The organism is Cohnella baijiui, assembly GCF_020731285.1.
GTDB lineage: Bacteria > Bacillota > Bacilli > Paenibacillales > Paenibacillaceae > Cohnella.
Genome location: NZ_JAJFOW010000010.1, coordinates 106,110 through 130,868, shown reverse-complemented (window position 1 = coordinate 130,868; position 24,759 = coordinate 106,110). Strand labels below are relative to the sequence as shown.

General features: G+C 59.0%; 18 protein-coding genes and 1 pseudogene. 16 read left to right on the top strand and 3 right to left on the bottom strand.

Annotation, left to right across the window (positions count from 1 at the left end; all coding sequences use genetic code 11):
- Positions 1-78 precede the first annotated feature (78 nt).
- Positions 79-2,214 (top strand): carbohydrate-binding protein, encoded by a 2,136-nt coding sequence (locus LKX83_RS13055; protein WP_227882707.1) that lies wholly within the window; start codon positions 79-81, stop codon positions 2,212-2,214.
- Positions 2,215-2,366: 152 nt separating this feature from the next.
- Here the strand turns inward: LKX83_RS13055 and ant(6) are convergent, their stop codons facing one another.
- Positions 2,367-3,227 carry an aminoglycoside 6-adenylyltransferase gene (ant(6), locus tag LKX83_RS13050; RefSeq protein ID WP_227882706.1) on the bottom strand — a complete coding sequence of 287 codons (861 nt, stop codon included), beginning with the start codon at positions 3,225-3,227 and terminating at the stop codon, positions 2,367-2,369.
- Positions 3,228-3,486: 259 nt separating this feature from the next.
- Between ant(6) and LKX83_RS13045 the strand changes: the two genes are divergently transcribed.
- The 14 genes and pseudogenes from LKX83_RS13045 to LKX83_RS12980 all read left to right on the top strand — a co-directional run bounded on the left by LKX83_RS13045 (position 3,487) and on the right by LKX83_RS12980 (position 21,587).
- On the top strand, positions 3,487-4,185 hold the full coding sequence (locus LKX83_RS13045) for a sugar phosphate isomerase/epimerase family protein (protein WP_227882705.1): 699 nt from the start codon (positions 3,487-3,489) through the stop codon (positions 4,183-4,185).
- A 13-nt stretch (positions 4,186-4,198) separates the two neighbouring features.
- Positions 4,199-5,422, top strand: a complete 1,224-nt coding sequence (locus LKX83_RS13040; RefSeq protein ID WP_227882704.1) for an enolase C-terminal domain-like protein — start codon at positions 4,199-4,201, stop codon at positions 5,420-5,422.
- Between the two features lie 29 nt (positions 5,423-5,451).
- Positions 5,452-6,282: an NAD-dependent epimerase/dehydratase family protein gene (locus LKX83_RS13035; protein WP_227882703.1), complete on the top strand. Its 831-nt coding sequence runs from the start codon at positions 5,452-5,454 to the stop codon at positions 6,280-6,282.
- Positions 6,283-6,342: 60 nt separating this feature from the next.
- Positions 6,343-6,903 carry an SLOG family protein gene (locus LKX83_RS13030; protein WP_227882702.1) on the top strand — a complete coding sequence of 187 codons (561 nt, stop codon included), beginning with the start codon at positions 6,343-6,345 and terminating at the stop codon, positions 6,901-6,903.
- Between the two features lie 230 nt (positions 6,904-7,133).
- Positions 7,134-8,309, top strand: coding sequence for a substrate-binding domain-containing protein (locus LKX83_RS13025; RefSeq protein WP_227882701.1), 1,176 nt, complete (start codon positions 7,134-7,136; stop codon positions 8,307-8,309).
- Between the two features lie 229 nt (positions 8,310-8,538).
- Complete coding sequence (locus LKX83_RS13020) at positions 8,539-11,592, top strand: alpha-mannosidase (protein WP_227882700.1); 3,054 nt, start codon at positions 8,539-8,541, stop codon at positions 11,590-11,592.
- Positions 11,593-11,864: 272 nt separating this feature from the next.
- Positions 11,865-12,815 (top strand): ABC transporter permease, encoded by a 951-nt coding sequence (locus LKX83_RS13015; protein ID WP_227882699.1) that lies wholly within the window; start codon positions 11,865-11,867, stop codon positions 12,813-12,815.
- A gap of 33 nt (positions 12,816-12,848) precedes the next feature.
- Complete coding sequence (locus tag LKX83_RS13010; protein WP_227882698.1) at positions 12,849-13,763, top strand: carbohydrate ABC transporter permease; 915 nt, start codon at positions 12,849-12,851, stop codon at positions 13,761-13,763.
- A gap of 55 nt (positions 13,764-13,818) precedes the next feature.
- A complete protein-coding gene (locus LKX83_RS13005) occupies positions 13,819-15,525 on the top strand; it encodes a type 2 periplasmic-binding domain-containing protein (protein ID WP_227882697.1) in 1,707 nt (568 codons plus the stop codon).
- 99 nt (positions 15,526-15,624) lie between these two features.
- Positions 15,625-17,829: a hypothetical protein gene (locus LKX83_RS13000; protein ID WP_227882696.1), complete on the top strand. Its 2,205-nt coding sequence runs from the start codon at positions 15,625-15,627 to the stop codon at positions 17,827-17,829.
- A 530-nt stretch (positions 17,830-18,359) separates the two neighbouring features.
- Positions 18,360-19,304: a transposase gene (locus LKX83_RS12995; RefSeq protein WP_227882695.1), complete on the top strand. Its 945-nt coding sequence runs from the start codon at positions 18,360-18,362 to the stop codon at positions 19,302-19,304.
- A gap of 220 nt (positions 19,305-19,524) precedes the next feature.
- A pseudogene (locus LKX83_RS12990) lies at positions 19,525-20,635 on the top strand (IS3 family transposase).
- 133 nt (positions 20,636-20,768) lie between these two features.
- Positions 20,769-20,918 carry a hypothetical protein gene (locus LKX83_RS12985; RefSeq protein WP_227882694.1) on the top strand — a complete coding sequence of 50 codons (150 nt, stop codon included), beginning with the start codon at positions 20,769-20,771 and terminating at the stop codon, positions 20,916-20,918.
- A 186-nt stretch (positions 20,919-21,104) separates the two neighbouring features.
- Entirely contained in the window at positions 21,105-21,587 is a 483-nt protein-coding gene (locus LKX83_RS12980; protein ID WP_227882693.1) for a C40 family peptidase, read from the top strand.
- 66 nt (positions 21,588-21,653) lie between these two features.
- Here LKX83_RS12980 and LKX83_RS12975 read toward each other — a convergent pair whose 3' ends face one another.
- Both LKX83_RS12975 and LKX83_RS12970 read right to left on the bottom strand, forming a co-directional pair.
- Positions 21,654-22,508, bottom strand: coding sequence for a sugar phosphate isomerase/epimerase family protein (locus LKX83_RS12975; protein ID WP_227882692.1), 855 nt, complete (start codon positions 22,506-22,508; stop codon positions 21,654-21,656).
- A 144-nt stretch (positions 22,509-22,652) separates the two neighbouring features.
- Positions 22,653-23,426 (bottom strand): phytanoyl-CoA dioxygenase family protein, encoded by a 774-nt coding sequence (locus LKX83_RS12970; protein ID WP_227882691.1) that lies wholly within the window; start codon positions 23,424-23,426, stop codon positions 22,653-22,655.
- Positions 23,427-23,546: 120 nt separating this feature from the next.
- Between LKX83_RS12970 and LKX83_RS12965 the strand changes: the two genes are divergently transcribed.
- Positions 23,547-24,446, top strand: a complete 900-nt coding sequence (locus tag LKX83_RS12965) for a helix-turn-helix transcriptional regulator (RefSeq protein WP_227882690.1) — start codon at positions 23,547-23,549, stop codon at positions 24,444-24,446.
- Positions 24,447-24,759 lie beyond the last annotated feature (313 nt).

Genomic DNA, 24,759 nt, shown 5'->3' with positions numbered 1-24,759 from the left:
GCGGCCGGCCGGGGCTTCGGCGGGACGGACATCCGAACGGAAGCGCAACACCATTCGAATGCCTTGAGGAGGTTCGCTATGTCGATCAAGTTTTCGGCTTTCGTCCGCAGGTGCAAGAACCCGCTACGGATGGGGCTGCTCATCCTGGTTCTCGCGATCGCCCCGCTGTCCCTTCGGCCCTCCGAAGCGTGGGCGGCGACCAATCTGGCGCTGAACAAGCCGATCCAAGCGGGCAGCTACACGCAAGTCTACACCGCCGCCAACGCCAACGACGGCAATCCGTCGACGTATTGGGAGGGCGCTCCGAACGCCTATCCGAACTGGATCCGCGTCGATCTCGGCAGCGCCCAGACGGTCAACCAGGTCGTGCTGAAGCTGCCCTCCGCCTGGGGCGCGCGGACGCAGACGCTGGCCGTGCAGAAGAGCGCGGACGACGCCGCCTACAGCGACATCGTCGCTTCGGCAACCTATGCGTTTAACCCGAGCGGCGGCAATACCGTCTCCGTAACGTTCCCCGCAACGACAGCGCGCTACGTGAAAATCAACTTCACGGCCAACTCCGGCGCGTCCGGCGGCCAAGTGTCGGAGCTCGAGGTGTATGGTCCGGACTCGGCGGCTTCGAGGTCCGCGTTCAGCCAGATTGCCGCTTCCTCCTACGACGCTCAGTCGGGCATCCAATTGGAAGCCTCCAGCGAAGGCGGGCAGAACGTCGCCTTTATCGACAATGGCGATTACGTGCTGTTCAACAACGTCGACTTCGGGACCGGAGCCGTCTCCTTCGACGCCCGCGTCGCGAGCAATGCGAACGGAGGCGCGATCGAGATCCGGCTAGACAGCCTGAACGGCACGCTAGCGGGCACCTGCACGGTCTCGGGCACCGGCGGCTGGCAAAATTGGGTGACCCGGACATGCTCCGTCAGCGGCGCAGGCGGCACCCACAATCTGTATCTGAAGTTTACCGGCGGGGCCGGGAATCTGTTCAATCTGCTCTGGTTCAAGTTCGCCGCTTCGGCGCCGCCTGCGGGAGGGGACGTCGTCGGCAAGCTGTACGCCGGCTATCAAGGCTGGTTCAACGCGGCCGGAGACGGCTCGCCGAACGGCGGCTGGGTGCATTGGTCCAAAAACAGCAGCGCTCCGACGGCAGGGTCCAACAACAACGTGAACTTCGAGCTGTATCCGGACATTCGGGAGTATACGAAGCTGTACGCGACGGGACTGGGCAATCTGGGCAACGGCCAGCCCGCCAAGCTGTTTTCTTCGTACGACCAGGAAACCGTGAACAAGCATTTCGAGTGGATGAAAACGTACAATATCGACGGGGCCGCCCTGCAGCGGTTCGGAGCGGACGAGAGCGATGCGCCGAATCCGTGGAAGACGAATCGGGACAGCGTGGCCGTGAAGGCGAAGAACGCGGCCGAGACGTACGGCCGCAAGTTTTACGTCATGTACGACATCACGGGGATGAACGCCTCCAATTGGGCGAACGCAGTGAAGCACGACTGGACGACAAACGTCGTCGGCAACATGGGCTTAACCGCCTCGTCCGCCTATGCCAAGCAGGACGGCAAAACGGTCGTCTGCATCTGGGGCATCGGATTCACCGACCGGCCCGGCACGGCGGCGGAAGCCGCCTCGCTCATCAGCTGGTTCAAGAGTCAAGGCGTCTACGTGATCGGCGGCGTGCCGACGTATTGGCGGACGGGCGTCAACGACTCCAAGGCCGGATTTCTGGACGTCTACAAGTCGCTGGACATGATCTCGCCCTGGTTCGTCGGACGGTTCGGACAGCTCTCCGGCGCCGACCAGTTCAGCGCGAACGTCTGGCAGCCGGACTACGCCTTCACGCAGCAGAACGGCATGGCTTACCAGCCGGTTCTTTGGCCGGGCTCGGCCTGGTCGAACATGACGGGCGGACCGCGCAACGAGAATCCCCGCCTGCACGGGGACTTCATGTGGCGCCAAGCCTACAACATGAAAAACATCGGCATCAGCACGGGCTATATCGCGATGTTCGACGAATACGACGAAGGGACGGCCATCGCCAAAATCGCGGAAAACAGCTCGATGATTCCGAACAATCAGTATTTCCTCACGCTCGACGCGGACGGCGTGGCCGTGTCGTCGGACTTTTACTTGCGGCTCGCGGGCGACATCAACCGCCTGTTCAAAGGGCAGATCCCGATTACGGCGACCCACCCGACGAGCCATCAATAGCCGTCTCGCCTTCTAAGGCGCGATAAGGCCGCTCCCGGCAACGGGAGCGGCCTTTTTGTACCATTTAGAATTTATAAGTTTCATGCTTATTCATTTCAAAATGGTCTCCGATAAAAACGTCTCGCCCTCATCTGAGGACGGCAAAGCCGTTTTTACTTGCAATGATGCCGGCTGAAGATGCGATCGGTATATCCCGTGATCGCTTCGTCATAATCGGGATACGGGTATCCGAAGCGAGCGGCCACGGCTTGGGAGAACTGCCGAAACAGCGCGTAGCAGGTTCGCAGAGACCGCCGCAGGCTGTCGCTGTCCTGCTCGGCGTACGTGGACAACAGCGCCTCCCAGTCTTTCGGCTCCAAATAGCGGTCGATCAACTTGTAGTTTTTTCCGACGCTGAACGTGTACCCCCGCTCGCCGCCGATCTGCCAAGCCATCATCCGCAGCAGATTCGGCCGCGCGACTTCGTTCAGATGATCGATGGCGAACAGCCATTCCCGGCGGGCCAGCCCTTTGACGACGTAGGTGGACGACATCCAGAACTCGTTGCAGCAATCGTCGAACGAGCGGGCCGTCGGCGGCTGGATCCAGTAGGACCGGTCGTCCGGCCGCCAATCGTCCGGGGCCCGTCCGTCCTTGTCCAGCAGCACTTCGACCAGGCCGTCGCTGCCCGCGAAATAGTCCTCCGTCTCTTCGACCGGGATAAGCGTGAGGTCGAGCTTGTTACCGTCTTCGAACAGGAGAAGATAGGAGAACCAGTTGCCGAGCTCGGCGGGAAACAGCTCCATGTCCTCGGGCTTCTGCATCATCAGACGGCGGCCGAACCGGTCGAGCCAACCGTCGCTCTCCTTGAAGGACGCCATATCGGTCACGAAATAGGAAATATCGTAGTCCTGAAAGGCGTCCCGGGGGATATGGCGGTTCGCGCGCGAGCCTTCCAGCGTGACCAGGCGGACGCGAGGATCGTTCTTCGTCCAATCGAGCAGCAGCTCCATCATTTCTCGTTCGTTTCGCAAAGCGGCCCCTCCGTTTCCTTTTCCTGATCTTACCTTAATATAGACGGTGCGGTCTGGCTACTTTTTCGCCCTCGATCCCTTGTTCCGCGTTAATACGCCAAGAACGGAACGTAAAGTTTAGAGATGTCTCCTTTGGCCTGCCGCCCATCTGCTTTAGAATGGGGAGGAAAACGGAAAGAAGGAGGCGGGCGTCCTGAAACGTTCGACCGTGGCGGCCCGGCTCGACACCGTCCGTGAATATACGCGGCACGAGGAAGATTTGCGGAACGCGCTGCACAGCATCCGAAATATCGGGTACGAAGCGGTGCAGGCATCGGCGCTCGGCCCCGTCGCGCCGGGCAAGGTGAAGGCGGCCGCCGACGCGTCCGGGCTGCGCCTCTGCGCCGCGGACGTTCCCTTTGCGGCATTGGAGCGCGCGTTCGCCGACGTCGTCGCGGTCCATCGGCTATGGGGGTGCCGCTACGTCGTCGTGGACGCCGTGCCGGACGCCTATCGCGCGAGCGAAGCCGGCTATGCGGCGTTCGCCCGCGAGGCGGGAGCGATCGCCGGGCGCCTCCGGGACCGCGGTCTCGCGTTCGTCTTTCGCGGCCGCCGGTACGCGCTGGAGCGTTTCGGCGGCCGCCGGACGGGGCTCGAGATCCTGCTCGACGAGACGGACCCGGAGAGCGTCGGCTTCGCGATGGACCCGTTCGAAGTTCAGGCGGGCGGGGCGTTTCCGGTCGATTGGATCCGTCGGACGAAGGATCGTCTGAGCTTGGTCTATCTGCAGGACATGGCGGTCGTCGGCGGCCGTCCCGTCCCGGCGGAGATCGGGCAAGGCAACCTGAATCACGAAGCGATCGTCGCCGCCTGCCGGGAGGCCGGGGCGGATTGGTACGTCGTGGGGCAGGACGAGTGCAGGCGCGACCCGTTCGAAAGCCTCGCGATCAGCTATCGGCATTTGAAGACCTATTTCTAAGGGGGAGAAGTACATGGCCAAAATTACCGGCGTCCGGTGCATCCGGACCCGCAAAAACGGCACCTGGACGATCGTCAAAGTGACGACCGACCAAGACGGGCTCTACGGCATCGGCTCCGCGTCGGATCTTTACAACCCGGAGGCGGTCGTGCAGGTGATCGAGCAGTTGCTCGCGCCAAGGATCGTCGGCCGGGACGCAGCCCATATCGAGGACTTGTGGCAGACGATGTACACGAGCGGATACTGGCGCAACGGCGCGCTGTTGCAGACGGCGATCGGGGGCATCGACATGGCGCTGTGGGACATCAAGGGCAAGGAAGCCGGCCTTCCCGTCTACCAGCTCCTCGGCGGCGCCTGCCGTTCGGCGGTCGCCTGCTACGGCCATGCGGGCGGCTCGGACATCGTTCAGTTGAAGGAAGAAGTGCACCGCTATCTGGAGGAAGGCTACACCGTCGTGCGCGCCCAGCTTGGCGGCTACGGCGGCGGCGGCTTTGTTCCGGGCGACCGGGCGAAGCTGCCCGACAACGCCTGGCGGACGGACGCCGTCTTCGACGAGCGCGCCTACCTGAACGCGATACCGGACATGTTCGAACAGCTGCGGGTGGCGTTCGGCGGCGGCATCCCGTTCACGCACGACGTGCACGAGCACCTGTCGCCGATCCTGGCGATCCAGCTGGCCCGGCGTCTCGAGCCGTACGGCCTCTTTTTCCTGGAGGATGCGCTGCCGCCGGAGCAGATCGGCTGGTACCGGCAGCTGCGCCAGACGAGCGCGACGCCGCAGGCGATCGGCGAGCTGTTCGCCAATCCGCAGGAGTGGACCCCGCTCGTCGCCGAGCGGCTGATCGACTTCATCCGCGTCCGCGTGTCCAAGGTCGGCGGCATTAGCGCCGCCCGCAAGATCGCGGCGCTGTGCGAGGCGTTCGGCGTGCGGACGGCTTGGCAGGAAGGCGGGGAGAACGACCCCGTCAACCAAGCCGCCGCAGTGCATCTGGATATGGCGGTGTGGAATTTCGGCATCCAGGAGATCAACCATTTCCGGCCGGAGGAGAAGGCGGCCTTCCCCGGGCATATCGAGCGCAGGGGCGGCTACCTGTATACGTCGGAGCGGCCGGGGCTCGGCATCGACATCGACGAGGCGCTGGCGGCTTCCCTGCTCGGAGAAGGCTGGAGCCGTTCGATTTACCATCAACCGTACACGCTCGACCGCAAAGCGGACGGCACGCTGGTGCGGCCGTAACGAAGGCGCAATAAAGGAGGCAAACAGCCATGCAAACGATCGCGGTCACCGGCGGGAGCGGCAAGCTCGGCAGGCGCGTCGTCGCGGCGCTGCAGGAACGGCAGTGCGAGGTCGTTTCGCTCGACCGGCGGGAGTCGGATTTGCCGTGCAGGCAGCACCGGGTCGATCTGAGCGATTTCGGGCAGGTGAAGGAGGCGCTGAAAGGGGCGGACGCGGTCGTTCACCTGGCCGCCATTCCGTCGCCGAACGGTTTTCCCAATCCGGTCATCTTCGCGAACAACGCGGTTTCGACTTATCACGTCCTCGAGGCGGCCTCCTTGCTCGGCGTCCGCAAGGTCGTATCCGGCTCGAGCGAGTCGTCCTACGGCTTCGCCTGGTCGCCCGAGCGGCTGGCGCCGGACTATTTTCCGGTCGACGAAGAGCACCCGCAGCGCCCGAGCGAGTGCTACGGTCTGTCGAAGATCGTGAACGAGCTGACCGGCGAAATGTTCCATCGGCGGACGGGCATGCAGGTCGTGTCGATGCGCTATTCGACAATCATGACGATGGAGGAATACGGGCGGATGGACACCCGGGATCCGCGCCGATACGAAAAGTCGATGTGGAGCTACATCGATATCCGCGACGCGGCGCGGGCGACGGTCGCCGCTCTGGAGGCCGACGGGCTCGGCGCGATCTCGCTGAACGTGACGGCGGACGACACGATGAGCGAGCTGCCGACGGAGGAGCTGCTGCGGATCTGCTACCCGGACGTGACGGCGCGCAGAGCGTCGCTGGAGGGGCGAAGCGCGGTCGTCTCCAACCGGCTGGCGAAGGAAAAGCTGGGGTGGCTGCCGCTGCATAGCTGGCAAGAAAGATAAACCGGCGGGTTGGCGCGGGCCCGAATTCGTCCTATGATGGTAGGGAGGGGGACGAGCCGCGTGAAAAATCTTCTGGTGACGGGTTACCGGATGAACGAGCTGAATATCTTCGACCAGAAGAACAAAGCCATCGTCTATATCAAGCGGGCGATCGCCGCCCGTCTCGCGCCGCTGGCGGAGGAAGGGCTGGAGTGGGTGCTGACGCCCGGCCAACTCGGCGTCGACCTGTGGGCGTGCGAGACCGTCATCGCGCTGAAGCGGGAGCGATTCCCCGATCTGAAGCTCGGCATCGTGACGGCTTACGCCAATCCGGACGAAAAGTGGAAGGAAGACAAGCAGAATTATTACCGGGCCATCCTGAAGGACCTCGACTACTACGGCGCGGTGAGCAACCGTCCGTACGAGGGCGCCTGGCAGTTCAAGGCGCGGGACGAGCTGCTGTTCCGCAAGACGGACGGCATCCTGCTGTTCTACGACGAGGAAATGGGCGAGGCCAGCCCCAAGTTCGTCAAGGAGCGTGCGCTGAAGCTCGCGGACGAGGAAGGTTACCGCTATATGGCGATTGGTGCCGACGAGGTGCAGGGGCTGGCGGAGGAGGACCGGCCGGAATCGTTCGATTGACCGGACGTGGGGATGCCGTTCGCACCTCGTCTCCGCATGCCGGAATTTAGCGAAAAAGGGCTCTTGCGCGAGCTCTTTTTCGTATGGGAATGGAATTCGGTAGGCGGGAAGCCGGAGAAACATAGGCCCGGATCGGGACTTTTCGCATATCCGAGACGGCGGATGGGATTGCATGATATTCGTCGTCCATATATATTATATATATATGTCAATGGGCATTGGAGATGAAAATGAACACGAACGATCGAATCCCGCTCTACCAGCAGATCCAAGACTACATTAAGACGCTGATCGAGTCGGAGGGGCTGAAGAGCGGCGAGCGCATCCCGACCGACAAAGAGCTGATGGAACTGTTTAACGTGAGCAAGATCACCGTCGTGAACGCGTTGTCCGGACTCGCCAACGACAAAGTCATCATGCGCGTGCCCGGGCGGGGAAGCTTCGTCAGCGACCCGGCCGAGCGGGAAACCGCGGCCGAAGCCGCCCACGGCGCCGCCTCGCGTCTGGAGGAGCGCCCGCTGCCGGGGGCGAAGACGGGCATCATCGGCCTCGTGATGCCGTCGATCGACGACTACTTCGCGGCGAGGCTCATCGAGGGGATCCAGCGGGGCATGCTGGATCAGGGCTATCGTGCGGTCATCCTGCTGTCGAGCAACCAGACGAAGCTCGAGATCGAGGCGATCCGTACGCTGCGGGAGATCGGGGCCGAGGGCATGGTGATCTTCCCGATGGACGAGGAGCAGTACAACGAAGAGATTTTGGCGATGAAGCTCGAGGGCTATCCGTTTCTGCTGATCGACCGTTACTTGCCGGGCGTGGAGACGCACTACATGGCGGCCGACGGGCGGATGGGCACGGAGCTCGCCGTCGATCACCTTTGGAAGCTCGGCCACCGGGAGATCGCCATCTGCTCCGACTCGCCGCTGCAGACCGTCACCGTGCAGGAACGGATCGACGGCTACATGAAAGCGCTCAAGGACCGGGGAGCGCTCATCAATCCGGCGCACATCATCACGGACTTTCAAGTGGGGAGCCTGAAGGACGCGGATTCCCATCCGCTGTACCGGTACATCCGCAACCGGATGGCGACGGCCTACATTACGCTGAACGGGCGGCTCGGCGTGCAGATCTACCAGATGGCGCGCCATGCCGGCCTCGGCGTCCCGGACGATCTGTCGATCGTCAGCTTCGACGACCCGACGTCGATCGTGGAGGAGTTCAGCATCTTCACCCATATCAAGCAGTTCGAGCGCGATATGGGCTACCGGGCGGCAAGCCGGCTGATCGAGATCGTGAAGAGCGGTTCCGGCCGCGGCGGCAGCTACAGCAAAACCTTAATCAAACCGGAGCTGATCGTACGGCAGACGAGCGGCCCTTGCCGCGCCGCGGCCGAGGCCGGCGAATAAACGGTCGACGCGAAAAAGCCATTCCCCCGCCGGGCGGCGGAGGAATGGCTTTTTTGTATGCACAGGACTAACAAAAATCAGCCTTCGGGCATCGTTTCGCGAAAATGCGACGAAAAGTTGGTTTTTTTTCAGATAAGTAAATATTGATTATATAAAATATATATATTATATTATTCGTGAAGATGTCTCCGAGACATATGCGATGAGCTTGGAACGAAGGAGTGGGAGAATGCCCTACGAGACGGTGAGACCGGAGCAGCTCCGTTCGCTGCTGGGTCGGTTGAACGAACAGATCTATATCCCCCTCGAGGATCTAAGCGTGACCGCATGGGTAACGAAAGAGCCCGTTCCGTACGCGGAACGGACGACGGGCCGGGAAACGGCGCTGAAGCCCGGAGATCGCTGGGGCGAGCTGTGGGACTGCGCGTGGTTCCGCTTCCGCGGCCGGGTGCCGGCGCAGGCGGCGGGAGCCAAAGTGGTGCTCCTGATCGACGTCAACGGCGAAGTGTGCCTCGTCGACGAAGCGGGGACGCCGGCCCAAGGATTGACGAATATCAATTCCGAGTTCGATTATACGCTCGGGCTGCCGGGCAAGCGGGTCGTTGACGTCAGCGCGTCCGCCGCCGGAGGCGAGGAGATCGACCTGTGGGGCGACGCGGGCTGCAACGATCTCTTCGGCCACTATCGCAGCGGCACGCTGAAGGAAGCGTGCATCGCCATCTGCCGTGAGGAAGTCCGGCAGCTGTACTACGACGCGGAGGTGCTGCTGGAGACGGCGGAACGGCTGCCGGCCGGCTCGGCTCGCCAAGTGCAGGCCTACCAGGCGCTGTACGAGGCGTCGCTGCACCTGACGGACTTCGGCGACGAGCGCGTCGCGGAGGCGCGCCGGCTGCTCGCCGGACCGCTAGCCAAGCGCGGCGGGGACGCGGCGCTCACGATCAGCGCGATCGGCCACGCGCACATCGATCTCGCCTGGCTGTGGCCGATCCGCGAGACGATCCGCAAAGGCGCGCGCACGTTCTCGACGGCGCTGCGCATGATGGAGCGCTATCCCGAATACGTCTTCGGCGCCAGCCAGCCTCAGCTGTATCAATGGATGAAGACGCATTATCCGAAGCTGTACGACCAAGTGAAGGCGCGCGTCTCCGAAGGCCGCTGGGAGCTTCAGGGCGCGATGTGGGTCGAGTCCGACACGAACGTGCCGACGGGCGAAGCGCTGGTCCGGCAAGTTCTGTACGGCAAACGGTTTTTCCAGGAGGAGTTCGGCCAGGAGATGAAGTCGCTGTGGATGCCGGACGTGTTCGGCTACTCGGCCAGCCTGCCGCAAATTTTGAAGCGTTCCGGCGTCGACTACATGATGACGCAGAAGCTGAGCTGGAGCGTCTACAACCGCCATCCCCATCACACGTTCCAATGGGAGGGCATCGACGGCTCCCGCGTGCTGACGCACATGCCGCCGGAGGACACGTACAATAGCCCGGCCGCTCCGCGTTCCCTCGCCAAGGCCGAGGAAAATTACGCCGACAAAAACGTCTCCGACCGCTGCCTCATGCTGTTCGGCATCGGCGACGGCGGCGGCGGTCCCGGCGAAGAGCATCTGGAGCGGCTCAGGCGGGAAAAGGATCTGCTCGGACTGCCGCCGGTCGAGCAGGAGTCGTCCGCGAAGTTCTTCGAGCGGCTCGCGGAGGGAACGGAGCGCTACCCGTCCTGGCGCGGGGAGCTGTACCTGGAGAAGCACCAAGGCACGTTGACGAGCCAGGCTCGCAACAAGCGTTTCAACCGCAAGCTGGAGAAAGCGCTGCGCGAGCTCGAGTTCGCGGCCGTGCTGGCCGGTCTCGAGACCGGTTACGACTATCCGGCCGAGGCGCTTGAGGAGATCTGGAAGGAAGTGCTGCTGTACCAGTTCCACGACATTTTGCCGGGCTCGTCGATCAAGCGCGTCTACGACGAGTCGCTCGAACGGTACGCGGCTTTGCTCGCGGAGGTGGAGGAGCGGATCGCCGACATCTACGGGGCGATCGCGGCGCGGCGTCGTGACGACGGCGCCGAAGGCGGCAGCCGGACCTTCGTCTTCAACTCGCTGCCGTGGGAGCGGGAAGAGTGGCTGCAGGCAGCCGGCGAATGGCGGCGTGTCCGCGTCCCGGCCATGGGCTACGCGCGGCTGGACGAAGCTGAGCAGCCCGTTTCGGGAGAAGGCAGCGCGGCCCCCGCGCCCCGGGCATCCGCCGAAGCGCGGAAGCTCGAGAACGAGCTGCTCGAAGTCGCCTTCGGCGAGGAAGGCGCGATCGTCTCGATCCGGGACAAAGCGGCCCGCCGCGAGGTGCTCGCGCCCGGCGGCAAGGGCAACGCCCTCCGCGTCTACGACGACCGCGGCGACGCCTGGGATTTCCGTCAGGACTACCGCCAGACGGGCGGCAGCGCGGCGCCGGAGCTGATCGAAACGACGGCGTTCGCGGACGGCCCCCGTGCCGGCTTCGTCCACCGCTACCGATACGGCGGGTCCGAGCTGACGCAGCGGGTGATCTTGACGCAAGGCAGCCGGCGGCTCGACTTCGAGACGACGGTCGACTGGCGGGAGGACGACAAGATGCTCCGCACGTCGTTCCCCCTGGACATCCGTTCGGACAGCGCGAGCTGCGAAATTCAGTTCGGCTATCTGAATCGGCCGACGCATCGCAATACGTCTTGGGACTACGCCAAAGACGAGATATGCGCCCATCAGTGGATCGACATGTCCGAGCCGGACTACGGCGTCGCGCTGCTGAACGACTGCAAATACGGCCATCGGGCCGAAGGCGGCACCCTCGATCTGAACCTACTGCGGAGCCCGTCCTATCCCGATCCCGAGGCGGACCGCGCGGAGCACACGTTCACCTATTCGCTCTATCCGCATCCGGGCGATCTCGTCGCCGCCGACGTTTACAAGCGCGGCTACGAGCTGAACGTGCCGCTTCGCACGGCGACTGCCGCCGTGGGCAGCGAAACCGCCAGCTCAAGCCGGACGGACGTCGCCTATACCTTGCTTCAGGCCGATCATCCGAACGTCATGATCGAAGCCGTCAAGCGAGCCGAAGACGGCGAGGATTTGATCGTGCGACTGTACGAGACGGCTGGTTCCCGCTTGCGCACGACGCTGCATGCCGGCTTCGACACCGCGCAAGTATGGGAAGCCGATCTGATGGAAGCGAAGACCGAACAGCTTCACCCGGCGGGCCGGGCGGTCGCGCTGAGCTTCGCACCGTTCGAGATTAAGACGCTAAGACTTTCAATTCCGATCAAGTAAGCGAAGGCTATGCCGGATAATTCCAGCACCAGCCTGCCCGAGTTTGCGGCTCCGCGTTCACGCGCGGAGTCCAGACCGACGGCGGCTCTGCGAAAAAATAGGGTAGATGACCGACTTTTTCAGAGATCCCATTTCCGAACAGTTTCACCTTTCAAAGTTAAGATTAGCGAGTCGTTTTGCGCCGCTATATTTGCGTAAATAGGAATTTGTAAGCCTTTTCAAAATCTTGTTTTGAGGCTTTCGTAAAACTATTTGCAGGAGGTGTACAGAGGATGGAAGCTAGGGAAGAAGTCTTGCCATTCACGCAAAAAACCAAAAAGAACAAGACGCTTTCGAAAATCTGGAGCTTCAGGTATATTTATTTGTTCCTGCTGCCGGCCATTATCTGGTTTCTGGTCTTTGCTTATTATCCGATGTACGGCATCTTAATCGCCTTCAAAGATTTCAAATACAATCTGGGGATATTGGGAAGTCCCTGGGAAGGCTTTCGCTATTTCAAGCAGTTTTTGAACGATTCCAACTTTTATAATGTGCTGCGCAATACGCTGTCCATCAGCGCCCTCAAATTGCTTTTTGGATTTCCCGCTCCGTTAGTTCTGGCCTTAATGCTGAATGCCATCACAAAAGGAAAAATCAAGCGGGCGTTTCAGACGATTTCTTACCTGCCCCACTTCGTTTCATGGGTCGTCGTCGTCACGCTGCTCCAAAAAATATTGTCCCCTAACGTAGGTCTTGTCAACGATATTCGCGAGCATATGGGACTGGACCCGATCTTCTTCATGGGCAATCCCTCCTTATTCTATCCACTGGTCATCATCTCGGATATTTGGAAAGGCGTAGGGTGGGGTTCCATCATTTATTTGGCCGCGTTGACCAACATCGATCCCCATTTATACGAAGCGTCGCAGATCGACGGGGCGGGCCGATGGAGCACATTATTCAAAATCACGCTGCCTTGCCTGACGCCTACGATCGCCATTCTACTTATCTTCTCCCTCAGCGGAATCTTGAACGCAGGTTTCGATCAAATCTATCTCATGCAAACTCCCGCCACCTTGCACGTCTCGGAGATCTTGGACACTTACGTGCTCAAAACAGGCATTCAACAGGGCCAATTTGCCTATTCGACGGCCATTGGATTGTTCAAGTCCGTGATCTCGCTGCTCCTCATCGTCGTGGTCAACAAGATCTCGAAACGGCTTAGCGATACGTCGCTATGGTAATACGGCAGCAATCGAATCCAAGGAGGTGTGCGTATGGGCGTGAGAAGGATGTCGTTACCCGATCGTATTTATTCGACGCTGAACTATGCGGTGCTGCTCATATTCTGCGTGACGGCACTCTATCCGTTTCTCTATTTTCTGGCTCTTTCCTTTAACGACGGCTATGACGCGATGAAGGGCGGGATCTACCTGATCCCGAGAGTCTTCACGCTGGAGAACTACAGCAAGGCTTTCAGCAACCCGTTGATCTTGAATTCGTTCTTCATCTCCATCTCCCGAACAGTCGTCGTGACCGTTCTTTCCGTACTGTTGACGGCGATGCTGGCCTACGCGCTATCGCGAAAAGGACTGCCCGGCAGGAAATACATCGTCTTTTTCTTCTTCTTCACCACGCTGTTTAGCGGAGGACTCATTCCTACTTTTATTCTGTTCAGGCAATTGCACATCCTCAACACCTTTTGGGTGCTGGTGTTGCCGTCGTTGTACAACTTTTTCAACGCGATTGTCATGAAGACGTTCTTCGACGGAATTCCGGCAAGTCTATCGGAATCGGCCCGCATCGACGGCGCAGGCGAACTCTCGGTCTTCTCGCGAATCATCCTGCCCCTATCGCTGCCGGTCATGGCGACCATTGCCTTGTTTGTCGGCGTCGGCTGTTGGAATGACTGGTTTACCGGCCAGTTTTTCATTCAGAACGAGAAGCTCCAGCCTGCCGCCACGTTCCTGAACAAGATGATCAGCGAAGCGTCCTTCCAGTCCATGACGTCGTCGAACGGCGGATCCTCCATTCAGAACATGAACCAGGCCCAGATGGAGCTGCGCGGCGTAACGCCGGAAGCCCTAAGAATGACGTTCGTCATCATCATCACGACCCCGATCATTTGCATCTATCCGTTTCTTCAGAAGTATTTCGTCAAAGGGGTATTGGTGGGTTCGCTGAAGGAATAGCAGCATATAAGAGGCACTGCCTTTTATATAAAAATGAGTGAAGGGGTTATGAACAATGCCGAGTAAGAAGAAGCTCAAAAGAGTCCTGGGCATTACGCTTGCCGTACCGCTGCTATTATCGGCCGCGACGGCATGCAGCAGCAGCAATTCGGATAACAAGTCCAGCGGTCAGACCGAACCGAGCGCAAGCAGCACGGCGTCGGGCGGGAATAAGCCGGAGCAGGTCACGGTGTCCTTCCTGAGCAACTGGAACGGCGGCGGTGCGAGCTTCCCGCAAGACCAAGTCAACAATCCCGTCGCCCAGCGGGTCAAGGAAGTAACCGGCGTAACGTTAAAGTTGGAGTCGATTACGACCAACGAGACGGAAAAGCTGAACACGATCTTTGCTTCGGATACGGTTCCCGATATGGTCAACGCGCCTTTCTGGTCTACGACGGGCGGAGAAGGCCAAGTCATCAAGAAAGCGGCTTTGGAAGGGCAGCTGCTGGATTTGACGCCTTACCTGGATAAGTATCCGAATGTGAAGAAGCTTCTGACGACCGGCGTCGCGAAAGACTTTGCCGAATTCGAACTGAACAGCCCCGATCTGCAAGGCAAAACGTACGTGATTCCGATGCAGACGCCGGACGGCACGCCGGAGAGCATCCACAACTGGAATTACGGCCTCTACGCCCGCGGAGATATTTTGAAGGCTTTGAACGTCAATCCAGAGGATATCGATACCGAAGACAAAGTATTCGACCTGTTGGTTAAGATAAAGAACGGCAATTTCAAAGATATTAGCGGCAAGCCGGTCATTCCGGCCGGCACCATGCACGACGGATGGGATTACGGCCGCTTCCTCACCGGCTGGTCGGACTACAATATCTCCGATTTCCGCCAGGACAGCAGCGGCAAGCTGACGTACTGGATGTTCTCTAAAGATGAAGAAGAAAAATTGTTGTACATGAGAAAGGTCATCGCCAACGGTTTGTTCGACCCCGAAGCTTTCAGCAATACCGATACGATGGCAACCGAAAAACTGACGACGGGGAAACTTGCCGTATTCGGCGCCCAAAGCATGATGGGGACGCTTCAAAATACGCTCTATAAAACGAATCCGGACATGCAATACGAATTGCTCGGACCGATGAAGAACAAGAGCGGGAACATCGCGACGCAAGTCGAAAAACCGGGACGCTCGGGCTTCCCTGTCATCTTCCTGAGCGCGAAGATCAAAAATCCCGACGCTGCGCTGCGCTTCCTGGATTATATCAACAGCGACGAAGGCCGACTGCTCGCCTATTGGGGGATCGAAGGAAAAGACTATCAAATGGTGAACGGGGCTCCCAAATGGATTCCCGAAGTGAAACAAAAGTATGACGATAATACGGATTTGAAAAGAGATGCGGGCCTCAATTATCTCAATGCCAACTTTATCGGAGGCTTCTCCAACGACGTTGCCTGGCCCAAAACGGAAGACGAAAAGACGCAGTGGGAGAAATTGGAGAATAGCTTCTCGAAAAAAATGCCGATCCAAATCATCGATAAGGTCAGCGCCAACTACTTGGAAAGAGATTGGCCCAAGTACCAGCAATTCAGAGATGCGACCAGCAGCTTGAACTACGGCGACGAATTTAAGAAAGCGCTTTTTGCGAAGACGGACGATCAAGCGCTGAAGATTCTTCATGACATTCAAGACAAGTTCAGAGCCGCAGGCGCAGATGAAATGGCGGAATACGTTGCGCAGAAGGCTGCGGAAAGAAACGATATCGGATTCTAATCGCAGCGGAAGATCGGAATGGGATGGTGAGCCAATCACCATCCCATTCATCGCCATGATAAGAACCGGCGTCTGAAGGAAGTTAAGGGAGGGTGAACGTTGAGCCGAAGAACGAAAGCGGCACCGGAGTGGACCGGATTCCAAGAGTCTCGTCCCTACGGCCCGAAATACGACCTGCGCACCGACTTCGTCATGGTGTACGGCATCTCCGCAGATTTGCCGGAGCGGATCGAAGGCTGGCGCAAGGCCGGGTATACGATCCATCTGATGACGGGAGTCGCCTGGGGCGAGTATCAGGACTACCTCTACGGTCGGTTCGACGGCCGCGAGCATTGGGACGAAGCGCAGACGGATCGGGCCGGCAAGCACATTCTACACGGGCACGACGTGCCGTACATGGCCCCGACGGTTGCCTTCTCGGAGTATCTCGCGACGCACATTAAGCGGGCGATCGACGCCGGGGCCGAGGCGATCCATATGGAGGAGCCGGAGTTTTGGGCGGCGGGCGGCTATTCGGAGGCGTTCAAGCGGGAATGGCAGAACTATTATGGGGAGGAATGGCAGCCTCCCCATCTTTCGCCGGACGCCCAATACCGGGCCTCCAAGCTGAAGGCCGCCATGTATTATCGCGCGCTCGACCGCATCTGCGCCCAGATGAAGGAGTATTCGCTCGTCACCTACGGCCGGACCGTGCGATTCTACGTGCCGACCCACAGCTTGATCAACTACACCCAGTGGCGAATCGTCAGTCCGGAAGCGATGCTCGTGAACATGCCCGCCTGCGACGGCTTCATCGCCCAGATTTGGACGGGGACGTCGCGGACGCCAAACGTTTACGCGGGCGTCCGGCGCGAACGGACGTTTGAGACGGCGTATTTGGAGTACGGCGTCATGCAGGAGCTGACGCGCGGCACCGGCCGCGAAATGTGGTTCCTGCACGATCCGATCGAAGACAATCCCCGGTATACCTGGAGCGACTACCGCCGCAATTATCGGGCGACCGTCATTGCGTCCTTGCTGCACCCCGGCGTCTCGCAGTACGAGGTGTGCCCTTGGCCGCGCCGCGTCTTCGAAGGGCGGTATCCGACCGAGGACGGCACCGGGAAGGAGGGCATCCCCGGCGACTACGCTACCGTCCTGCTCGCGGTCATGGGCGTGCTGCGCGACATGCACCGTCACGACGAGGCGGCTCGTGCCGCCGCCGAGCGGGATGCGGGCACGGCGGGCATCGGCTTGCTGCTGGCGAACTCCGCCATGTTTCAGCGCGGAGACGTACTGACACCCGAAGAGGCCGAACGCGAGGCGTTCAAATACGACGGCACGACGACAACCGATGCGCTCACCGATGCCCAGCGGGAACTGCTCGATTGGTCGGCATTTTACGGGCTGGCGCTACCGCTGGTCAAGCGGGGAATTCCGCTGCGTCCGGTGCAGCTCGACAACGTGCTCGCCTTTCCCGGCTATTTGGACGACTACCGGGTGCTGCTGCTCAGCTATGAGTTCATGAAGCCCGAGCATCCGGGCATCCACCAGGCGCTCGGCCAATGGGTGCGGGAGGGGGGCGTGCTCGTCTACGTCGGCGACGGCTCGGACCCGTTCCATGCCGTGCAGGAATGGTGGAACCGGGACGAGGGACGCCGAAGCTACGAACGGCCGGACGATCACTTGTTCGAAGCCTTGGGACTCGGCCGCCGTCCCGCGGAAGGAACGCATCACGTTGGCGATGGCGCCGTGATCTTGCTGCGCACCCAACCGGCGGCACTGTCCCGCTCGCCCGAAGGCGCGGAGACGGTGCGAGACCTTATCCGGCAAGCGCTCGCCATGCGCGGCGAGGCGGATCATTATCTGGAGCGTCGTTCGCTGCGTCTGCAGCGCGGTCCGTACCTCGTCGTCCATGCGCTGGATGAAGGTGCGTCGGCAGATCCGACCGTACTCGAAGGCTCGTTCATCGACGTGTTCGAGTCCGATCTGCCGATCCGATCCCGGGTCGAGCTCGCGCCGAACGAGGATGCGCTCCTGTACGATCTGAGCTGGCGCGACGGCGACCGTCCGACCGACGCGCCCGAGATCCTGCTCAGTTCGTCGCGCATTCGCGACGAAGCGTCCGGCCCGGACAGCTTGATCTATGTCTCCGAATCGCCGGCTGACATGACCGTCAGCACGCGCATCCGCGTACCGGCCCAGCCTCGCTGGGCGGAAGCCGACGGCGCGGCCACCGAGTGCCGCTACGATGCGACGTCGGGCACGGCCCTCGTCCGCCATGCCGGCTCGCCCTCAGGCGTCCGAATAGCCGTCTACTGGTAACCAGGAAACACCATCGACCGCAAGCGCGCGAAGTTCGCGCCTTGCGGTTTTTAACGTATCGGCAGGGCTCTCCTCGCGCTTCCCATTTGCGATTCACGGATCGTCCCGATTTTTCGAATCACAGATCGTCCCGAGTCTCCGTTCGCATACCTTTGAACCCTTCTTCTGTAAGGATAACTCGGAGCAACATCTCTTTTTACTACTTTTGCACGATATCCCGATCGCTCAGGAACGGTGTTTTGCACGGAATCCCAATCGCTCAGGAATGGTGTTTTGCACGGAATCCCAATCGCTCAGGAACGATCGGTTATGCACGTTATTTCAATGGCTCGGAAAAGGAGCGAATTTACTCGATTTTGGCTACTTTCGAACGATATCCCTTTCGGTCAGGGAACGGATTGATTGTTTTACGATGAGGCAGTGAGCCCTAATTTGAGGGGGGGGGGTTACAAAAAAACTTGAAATATCGTCCAATAAAAGGTACAATAAAATAAGAACATACGTTCCCTTTTGGGCGGGGGAGGAAGGTCATGTTTTGTGTTCCGAATGTGCCAGCGGAAGACTTGGACGCTTCCGAAACCTTCTGCGAACAAATTCTTTTTGCCGCCAAGTGGCCCAACGGTTTTTCGTGCCCGCGTTGCAACTTCAGCCTGTACTATCCGATTCGTACCCGTAATCATCCGCTATACGAATGCCGCGCCTGTCGGCATCAGACCTCTCTGCTTGCCGGCACTATTATGGAGGGAAGCCGAACGCCGCTGCGCAAGTGGTTTCAGGCCATTCGATGGATGTCCGCAGGCATCAGCGCGCGCGAGCTGTCTCAACGGATTCAGGTAACCTACAAGACGGCTTGGTTGATCAATCACAAGCTCCGCCACGCGATGACCGAGGCTAACGAGAGGACGCTTTTGACGGGCACCGTACATATCCAGGACGCGATTTATTCCGGTCCGTTTTCTCATACGAGCGCCTATCCGCATGCCAAGGATCAACCCGTTCTGGCGGGGGCCGAGGTGGATGCGAACGGGCAGTTGAACTATGTCAAAATAGAACAAGTATCGCCCACCCGATTGAAACGCCGATACCCGATCGGGGAGCTGGGAGAGGATTTTGCCCGGCGCCAAGTGGCGGACAGCGCCCAACAATTGTTCATCGAGACGCGCCCTTGCAGACGGTATTTTAAGCCTTTGTCGCAGATGTTGAGATTTGCTTTCCGCTGGCTGAGCATTACCTTTATCGGGATTGGCCCCAAACATCTGCAAGCCTATTTGACGGAATTTGCCTTTCGCTTTAATCATGCCCGCCAACTGACCGCCACCCTCACGCAGCTTTGCGCAAACACCTTTACACTTACTTATCCTCAATTGGTTCGCCGCTCCCCGGACAAGGGTTCGGCCCCGTTCCACGCAACGTCTCGCTCCATGCTTTCGCCGGCTTCAAGGCTGCGGCTGCAAGCCGCCTCGGGGGCCATTTAATCGTTAACTTGGGCGCGTATAGAGAAATATTCTTATCGATTTCATACCAATGTGCAGATAAGCCCAATCCCGAACGAAAATTCTGTATGTCCCTCATCATGACAGTTGTTATGGTAGCCTTTCCTATCTGAACGAACGGGATTGGATCGGCTACACTTAGTTGGACAGAAAAAATGAGGGGGGATAGAATAGAGAAAAGCGACTAAGGAGCGTATATGGAATGCCCCAAGCCAGACGGACATTTACAACAGAGTTTAAAAAGCAGATGGTGCAGTTGTATGAGAGCGGGAAGTCGAGATCGAGCATTGTAAGAGAATACGACTTGACTGCCTCGGCTCTAGATCGCTGGATCAGTCAGAGCCAGCGGTCGGGGTCTTTCTCTGCTAAGGATAATCGAACCCCAGAAGAGAACGAGCTCATTGCACTGCGTAAGGAAAATCAACAGCTCAAGATGGAGAACGACATTTTAAAGCAAGCCGCGCTGATCATGGGACGAAAGTAAATGTGATTCGCAACAATGCACACAAATACTCGGTATCAGCAATGTGTACCGTCCTGCAACTCCCCAAGAGCACCTATTACTACGAGCCGAAGCCGGCCTTGAATCCGGACGAGCAGAAGCTTGAAGACTCGGTTATCGAGATCTTTAGGGACAGCCGCAACAACTACGGCACCCGTAAAATCAAGGTGGAGCTCACCAAGCGCTCCTTGCGTGCCTCACGCCGTAAAATCGGCCGAATCATGAAGAAACATGGGCTTGTTTCCACTTACACCGTCGCCCAGTACAAGCCCCACAAGGCGGACTCAAACGAGTCGGAGATCCAAAACCTTCTGCAGCGCAAGTTCAACCAGGACGAGCCGTATGCCGTCGTCGTAAGCGATCTGACTTACGTACGCGTAGCCGGTAATGGAACTACGTCTGCTTATTTGTCGATCTCTTTAACCGCGAGATTATCGGTTACAGCTGCGGGGTGCAGAAGACGGCCGATCTCGTCTACAAGGCCGTAGCAAGCCTCACAGTACGGTTGGACTGCATCCGGATGTTCCATACCGATCGTGGCAGTGAATTCGATAATCGCCTGATCTCAGAGGCGTTGGAGACATTCGAGATTAAGCGCTCGCTTAGCAGGAAAGGCTGCCCTTACGATAATGCGGTAGCCGAGGCTACATTCAAGCTGTTTAAGACGGAGTTTGTCAACCAAAGACAATTCCATAGCCTAGAGCAATTAACCTTGGAGCTTGGCGATCATGTCAATTGGTTTAATCATCATCGTATTCACGGAACACTGGGTTACCGCACACCGGTAGAAGCGAGGCGTTTGCCCTCATAAAAACTGTCCAGTTTCGTGTTGACAATCCAGATCTTTCGTAAAAGGGGGTTAGACTCTCTATCCTGAGCGAAAGGGATATCGTCGTAAAGAGGGTTGAAGTCTCCCTATCCTGAGCGAAAGGGATATCGTCGTAATGGGTGTTGAAGTCATTCTTCCTGAGCAAGCGGGATATCGTTGCAAAGGGGAGTGGAGTTTCTCTATCCTGAGTGAACGGGATATCGTCGTAAAGGCGTTTGAAGCGCTCTATCCTGAGCAAGAGGGATATCGTTATAAAGGGGTTTGAGGGAGGTTGATCTCGCATGAAGGATGAGAGAATTCTCACGCGATTTTAAGAAACGTCAACAAAACGTTGTTTGGCCTGCCTTCCTTCTCTCCTTGGAAAAATAACGGTAATTTTCCGTGTGTTATAGTGATTTCAGCAAACATGACGGAAAAATGAACCGCGAGAGAAGTCGGGAGGAACAACGATTTGAAGACTGGCAGATATATGACGAAAGTTTTGTTGTCTTGCATGTTGGCTACTTCGGTATGGGTCGGGGGAGCGGCGATCGGTTCGGCATCGAAAGCCAGCGCCGCGACGGCGGAGTCGCTGGAGTTGCTGACGCTCGCCAAGCAATACATCGGCACGCCTTACAGCTATGGCGCTCAGAGCGGGGATACGTCCGAATTTGATTGCTCGTCGTTCGTGCAATACGTGTTCGGAGAGCAGGGCAAGAACCTGCCGCGTACCGCCGCGGCGCAAGCGCAGCTGGGCCAGAAGGTCGCCAAGTCTTATCTGAGCGTAGGCGATCTCATCTTCTTCAGCTCGCCGGGCAACTGGATCGGCCACGTGGCCATCTACGCAGGTAACGGAAAGATTCTGCACGCGAGCAGCAGCCAAGGCGTCACGCTCTCCAATCTCAACTCCAGCTACTGGACGAACAATTACGTAACTGCGAAACGTATTCTTTAATATCCATAACCCAAACGGGCCCTCGGCGAAACACTGCCGAATGGCCCGTTTTTTCGTGGAACGCTGTTATGCTTTCACTTTGTCTTCATTCGTCTTCACATACGGCTCGACGAGGCGTTTCACGCGATCCAGACCCGCCCACATGTCGCCGGGTCCGTCATAGATGAGCACGTAAGCGCCGTCGAATCCCGATGCGCGAACGGTGTCCAGGCAGTGAACGTACTCCGCCACGTCCGGGAAGCCCTTTTCGTCGTAGTGGGCTTTTGCATGGACGGAGACGCTGTGCGGCAAGATCATCGCCAGTTCTTCATACTTGGCGCTGCCCGAGAAATTGCCGAAATCGGTGATCATTCCCAAGCGATCTCCGGCCTGCTTCAGCAGAGACAGGCAGCTTGATCCCTTCGAGGTCAGAGATTTGAAGTTTTCGGTTATAACGCGCACCCCTTGCGAGTCTCCATAGACGGCCAAAGACTGAAGCGCTTCCGCCGAATGGCGGATGGCGTCCGCGTCGTCAGGCTGGGCTTCGCCGGCGACGATGCGAATTTGCTTGGCGCCCGCCGCCGCCGCGATCTCGATCCAACGGCGCATGAGCGCGAAGTCGGCCTGACGGCGCTTCACATCTTCCGCCGTCAAGTCCCCATAGTCAAGCAGCAGCGTGTCGAACGAAATGCTCGCGTTTGCAAATGCATCGCGCAGCTGTGCAAGATAGGATGCTTCGACCGACGGGAAGTGAAAGTGGCAGATTTCAACGGCTCGGTACCCTCTCGCAGCCAGCTCCGCCGGCAGCTCCAGCAGCGTCAGCTTCTGGGGCTGGGGCTGTTCATGCGAACGATGCTCGCCCGCCTTGGCATCCCAAGCCGTCCAGCGCAGGGGACCGAGCAAGCGGTGCAGGCTCCACGTACTCACGGATAAATAGGACATGTTCCGATTCCTCCTCGTTTTCGGTCGGTCACAGCCCTAGCTTACCATGCGCGGAGCCGCACGGAACCTGCTGCATTTGGCGAATGTTTGTGCGAATATGTCCAATGGGATTGATCCGTATGGGATCAGTTGGGGCAGATTCGTTTACCGGAGCTTGTATTCCGGCTTGAACTCCCGATAGACGGGATTTTCGCCGCAAACCATGAGTCCCTGTCCCCAGTTGACGTGGACGTCCTCGGACGGCGGGTCGGACGGATCCCGGTATTGGAACAAGACGTTGCGGCGGTTGCGCGGGCTCTTGTTCACGTCGGAGCCGTGTATGGTCAAATAGTTGAAGAACAGGACGTCGCCGGCGCGAGCCGGACAGGGGGTGGCGGCCGAAAGCGGATACTCCCGATGATCCAAATAATACTTGCCTACGTGAGGCAGCAGTCCTTGCTTGTGCGAGCCCGGGATGACGCAAAGACAGCCGTTTTCCATGTCCGAGTCATCCAGATGGACACTCCCCGCGATCATCGTATGATGCTCGTGCGGGAAGTAGGGCGTATCCTGATGCAGCGGGAAGGCGGCCCCTTTCTCCGGAGGTTTGACGAGCATTTTGCTATGATGCAGCTGAACGTTAGGTCCGATCAACCGTGACAGGACGGCGGCCATTTTCGGGTGAACGGCCGCGCGAGTGAAGGCGGCGTCGTGGTAGTGAACGTCGTGAAAGCCCTTGAGCACAAGCTTTTTGAGCTCTTCCGGCGGGAGATAGTCGCCCTGCCAGGCGGCGTTCTGGTCATACTTGGAACGCGCGGCGCGGTCGATGATGCCGTCCACGGCCCGACGCATCTCTTCGACTTCGTCCGGGGTAAAGACGCTCCGCACGAGCAGGTAGCCGTTTTCCTTGTAAAAATCGACATCCTCTGTTTTAATCAACTTGAACAGCCTCCTTGATTGAACTGGCTTTCTTGCTATCATCATAAGGAAAATCGCAACGGCCGTATTTGCACAAGCGCGACTTGAATTTGAACATTTACGCCATGGAGGTGAAGAGCGATGTCCGCCGCGGAGTTTGCCGAAGCGCACCGGCATCTGAACGAGATGGTTACAGCATGCGAAACAGGGCAGTTGGCCTTTCGCGTGAATTATTGGGGCATGATATGGGATCACCGGGACAATCCGGTTCACCGGCATTCGTTTTATGAAGCTTGCTACGTCGTGGAGGGGGAAGGCGAGTACGAGGAGGAGGGGGAGACGTACCGGCTGACGGCCGGGAGCCTGTTCGTCTCCCTCCCCGGCGATTGGCATCAAATCCGCAGCGAGAACGGTCTTCGCCTGCTGTATGCGGGCTACGAGCTGGAGACGGGGACGCCGGAACGAGCGGATGCGGCCAGCGCCTACGAATCGGCGATGCGGGACCGTGAAGCGCCCGTCATCGCGGACGGAGAAGGCGCGTCCGGCCTCTTGTGGCGCGCGCTGCTGCGCCAGTGCGGGCGCCGGGATACGAGTGCCGAGCAGACGGCCGCGCTCGGCGGCGTCCTGCTCGCTTCGTTCCCCGGCGCATTAGGCCGCTTGCCGGCTCAGCGCCCATCTCCGGCGAGGCCGCCCGGCGGCGCCGGATCGTCCTCGCATCTCACGCAGCTCGCCAAGCGATTCATCCGCGACAACCTGTCCCGGCCGCTCAAGCTGGGCGACGTCGCGGCTGCGCTGCATATCTCGGAGCGCCACCTCTCGCGCTTGTTCCGGGAGCAGGGCGACACCTCGTTTGTCGCCTTTATCCGACGCGAACGGATGCAGGCGGCGGAGACGCTGCTGAAGACAACGGTCTCCCCCATCAAGGAGATTGCGGAGCATACAGGATTTCAATCCCTCCATTATTTCACCCGCGTGTTCGCGGACACCTTTGGTATGCCCCCGGCCGAGTTTCGCAAGAAAAAGCTGTTAGGTCGAGGTTAGACGTCAACTGTATACGGGATCTGCCCCGCCTCTCTTGGGAAGGCGGGGCTTTTTAGAGTTGTCAGGGGGTAGGGAATCTGGACAACGGGAAATGGGAATCGGAATATCGGGAATATCCCATCGGGGTGCCATTTCGGGGATAAAGACAACAAATCGTAGATTTTTCCAGCAAAATCGCCACGTCGGCCAAGTTGGAAGAACGAAACCGGACGGAAGCGGACGAAGGTTCTTTGTTTTTTCCAGCAGATCGAAGTTTTATTGAATGAGATGCCGGGGCGGACGCTCTACAATGAATTTCGTAACCGCTTACATG

Bases quoted from the DNA above. Each gene is read 5' to 3' on its own strand.
- LKX83_RS13055 (WP_227882707.1), top strand. From the start codon at position 79: ATGTCGATCAAGTTTTCGGCTTTCGTCCGCAGGTGCAAGAACCCGCTA.
- LKX83_RS13040 (WP_227882704.1), top strand. From the start codon at position 4,199: ATGGCCAAAATTACCGGCGTCCGGTGCATCCGGACCCGCAAAAACGGC.
- LKX83_RS13035 (WP_227882703.1), top strand. From the start codon at position 5,452: ATGCAAACGATCGCGGTCACCGGCGGGAGCGGCAAGCTCGGCAGGCGC.
- LKX83_RS13025 (WP_227882701.1), top strand. From the start codon at position 7,134: ATGAACACGAACGATCGAATCCCGCTCTACCAGCAGATCCAAGACTAC.
- LKX83_RS13020 (WP_227882700.1), top strand. From the start codon at position 8,539: ATGCCCTACGAGACGGTGAGACCGGAGCAGCTCCGTTCGCTGCTGGGT.
- LKX83_RS13015 (WP_227882699.1), top strand. From the start codon at position 11,865: ATGGAAGCTAGGGAAGAAGTCTTGCCATTCACGCAAAAAACCAAAAAG.
- LKX83_RS13010 (WP_227882698.1), top strand. From the start codon at position 12,849: ATGGGCGTGAGAAGGATGTCGTTACCCGATCGTATTTATTCGACGCTG.
- LKX83_RS13005 (WP_227882697.1), top strand. From the start codon at position 13,819: ATGCCGAGTAAGAAGAAGCTCAAAAGAGTCCTGGGCATTACGCTTGCC.
- LKX83_RS12995 (WP_227882695.1), top strand. From the start codon at position 18,360: ATGTTTTGTGTTCCGAATGTGCCAGCGGAAGACTTGGACGCTTCCGAA.
- LKX83_RS12985 (WP_227882694.1), top strand. From the start codon at position 20,769: ATGGGTGTTGAAGTCATTCTTCCTGAGCAAGCGGGATATCGTTGCAAA.
- LKX83_RS12975 (WP_227882692.1), bottom strand. From the start codon at position 22,508: ATGTCCTATTTATCCGTGAGTACGTGGAGCCTGCACCGCTTGCTCGGT.
- LKX83_RS12965 (WP_227882690.1), top strand. From the start codon at position 23,547: ATGTCCGCCGCGGAGTTTGCCGAAGCGCACCGGCATCTGAACGAGATG.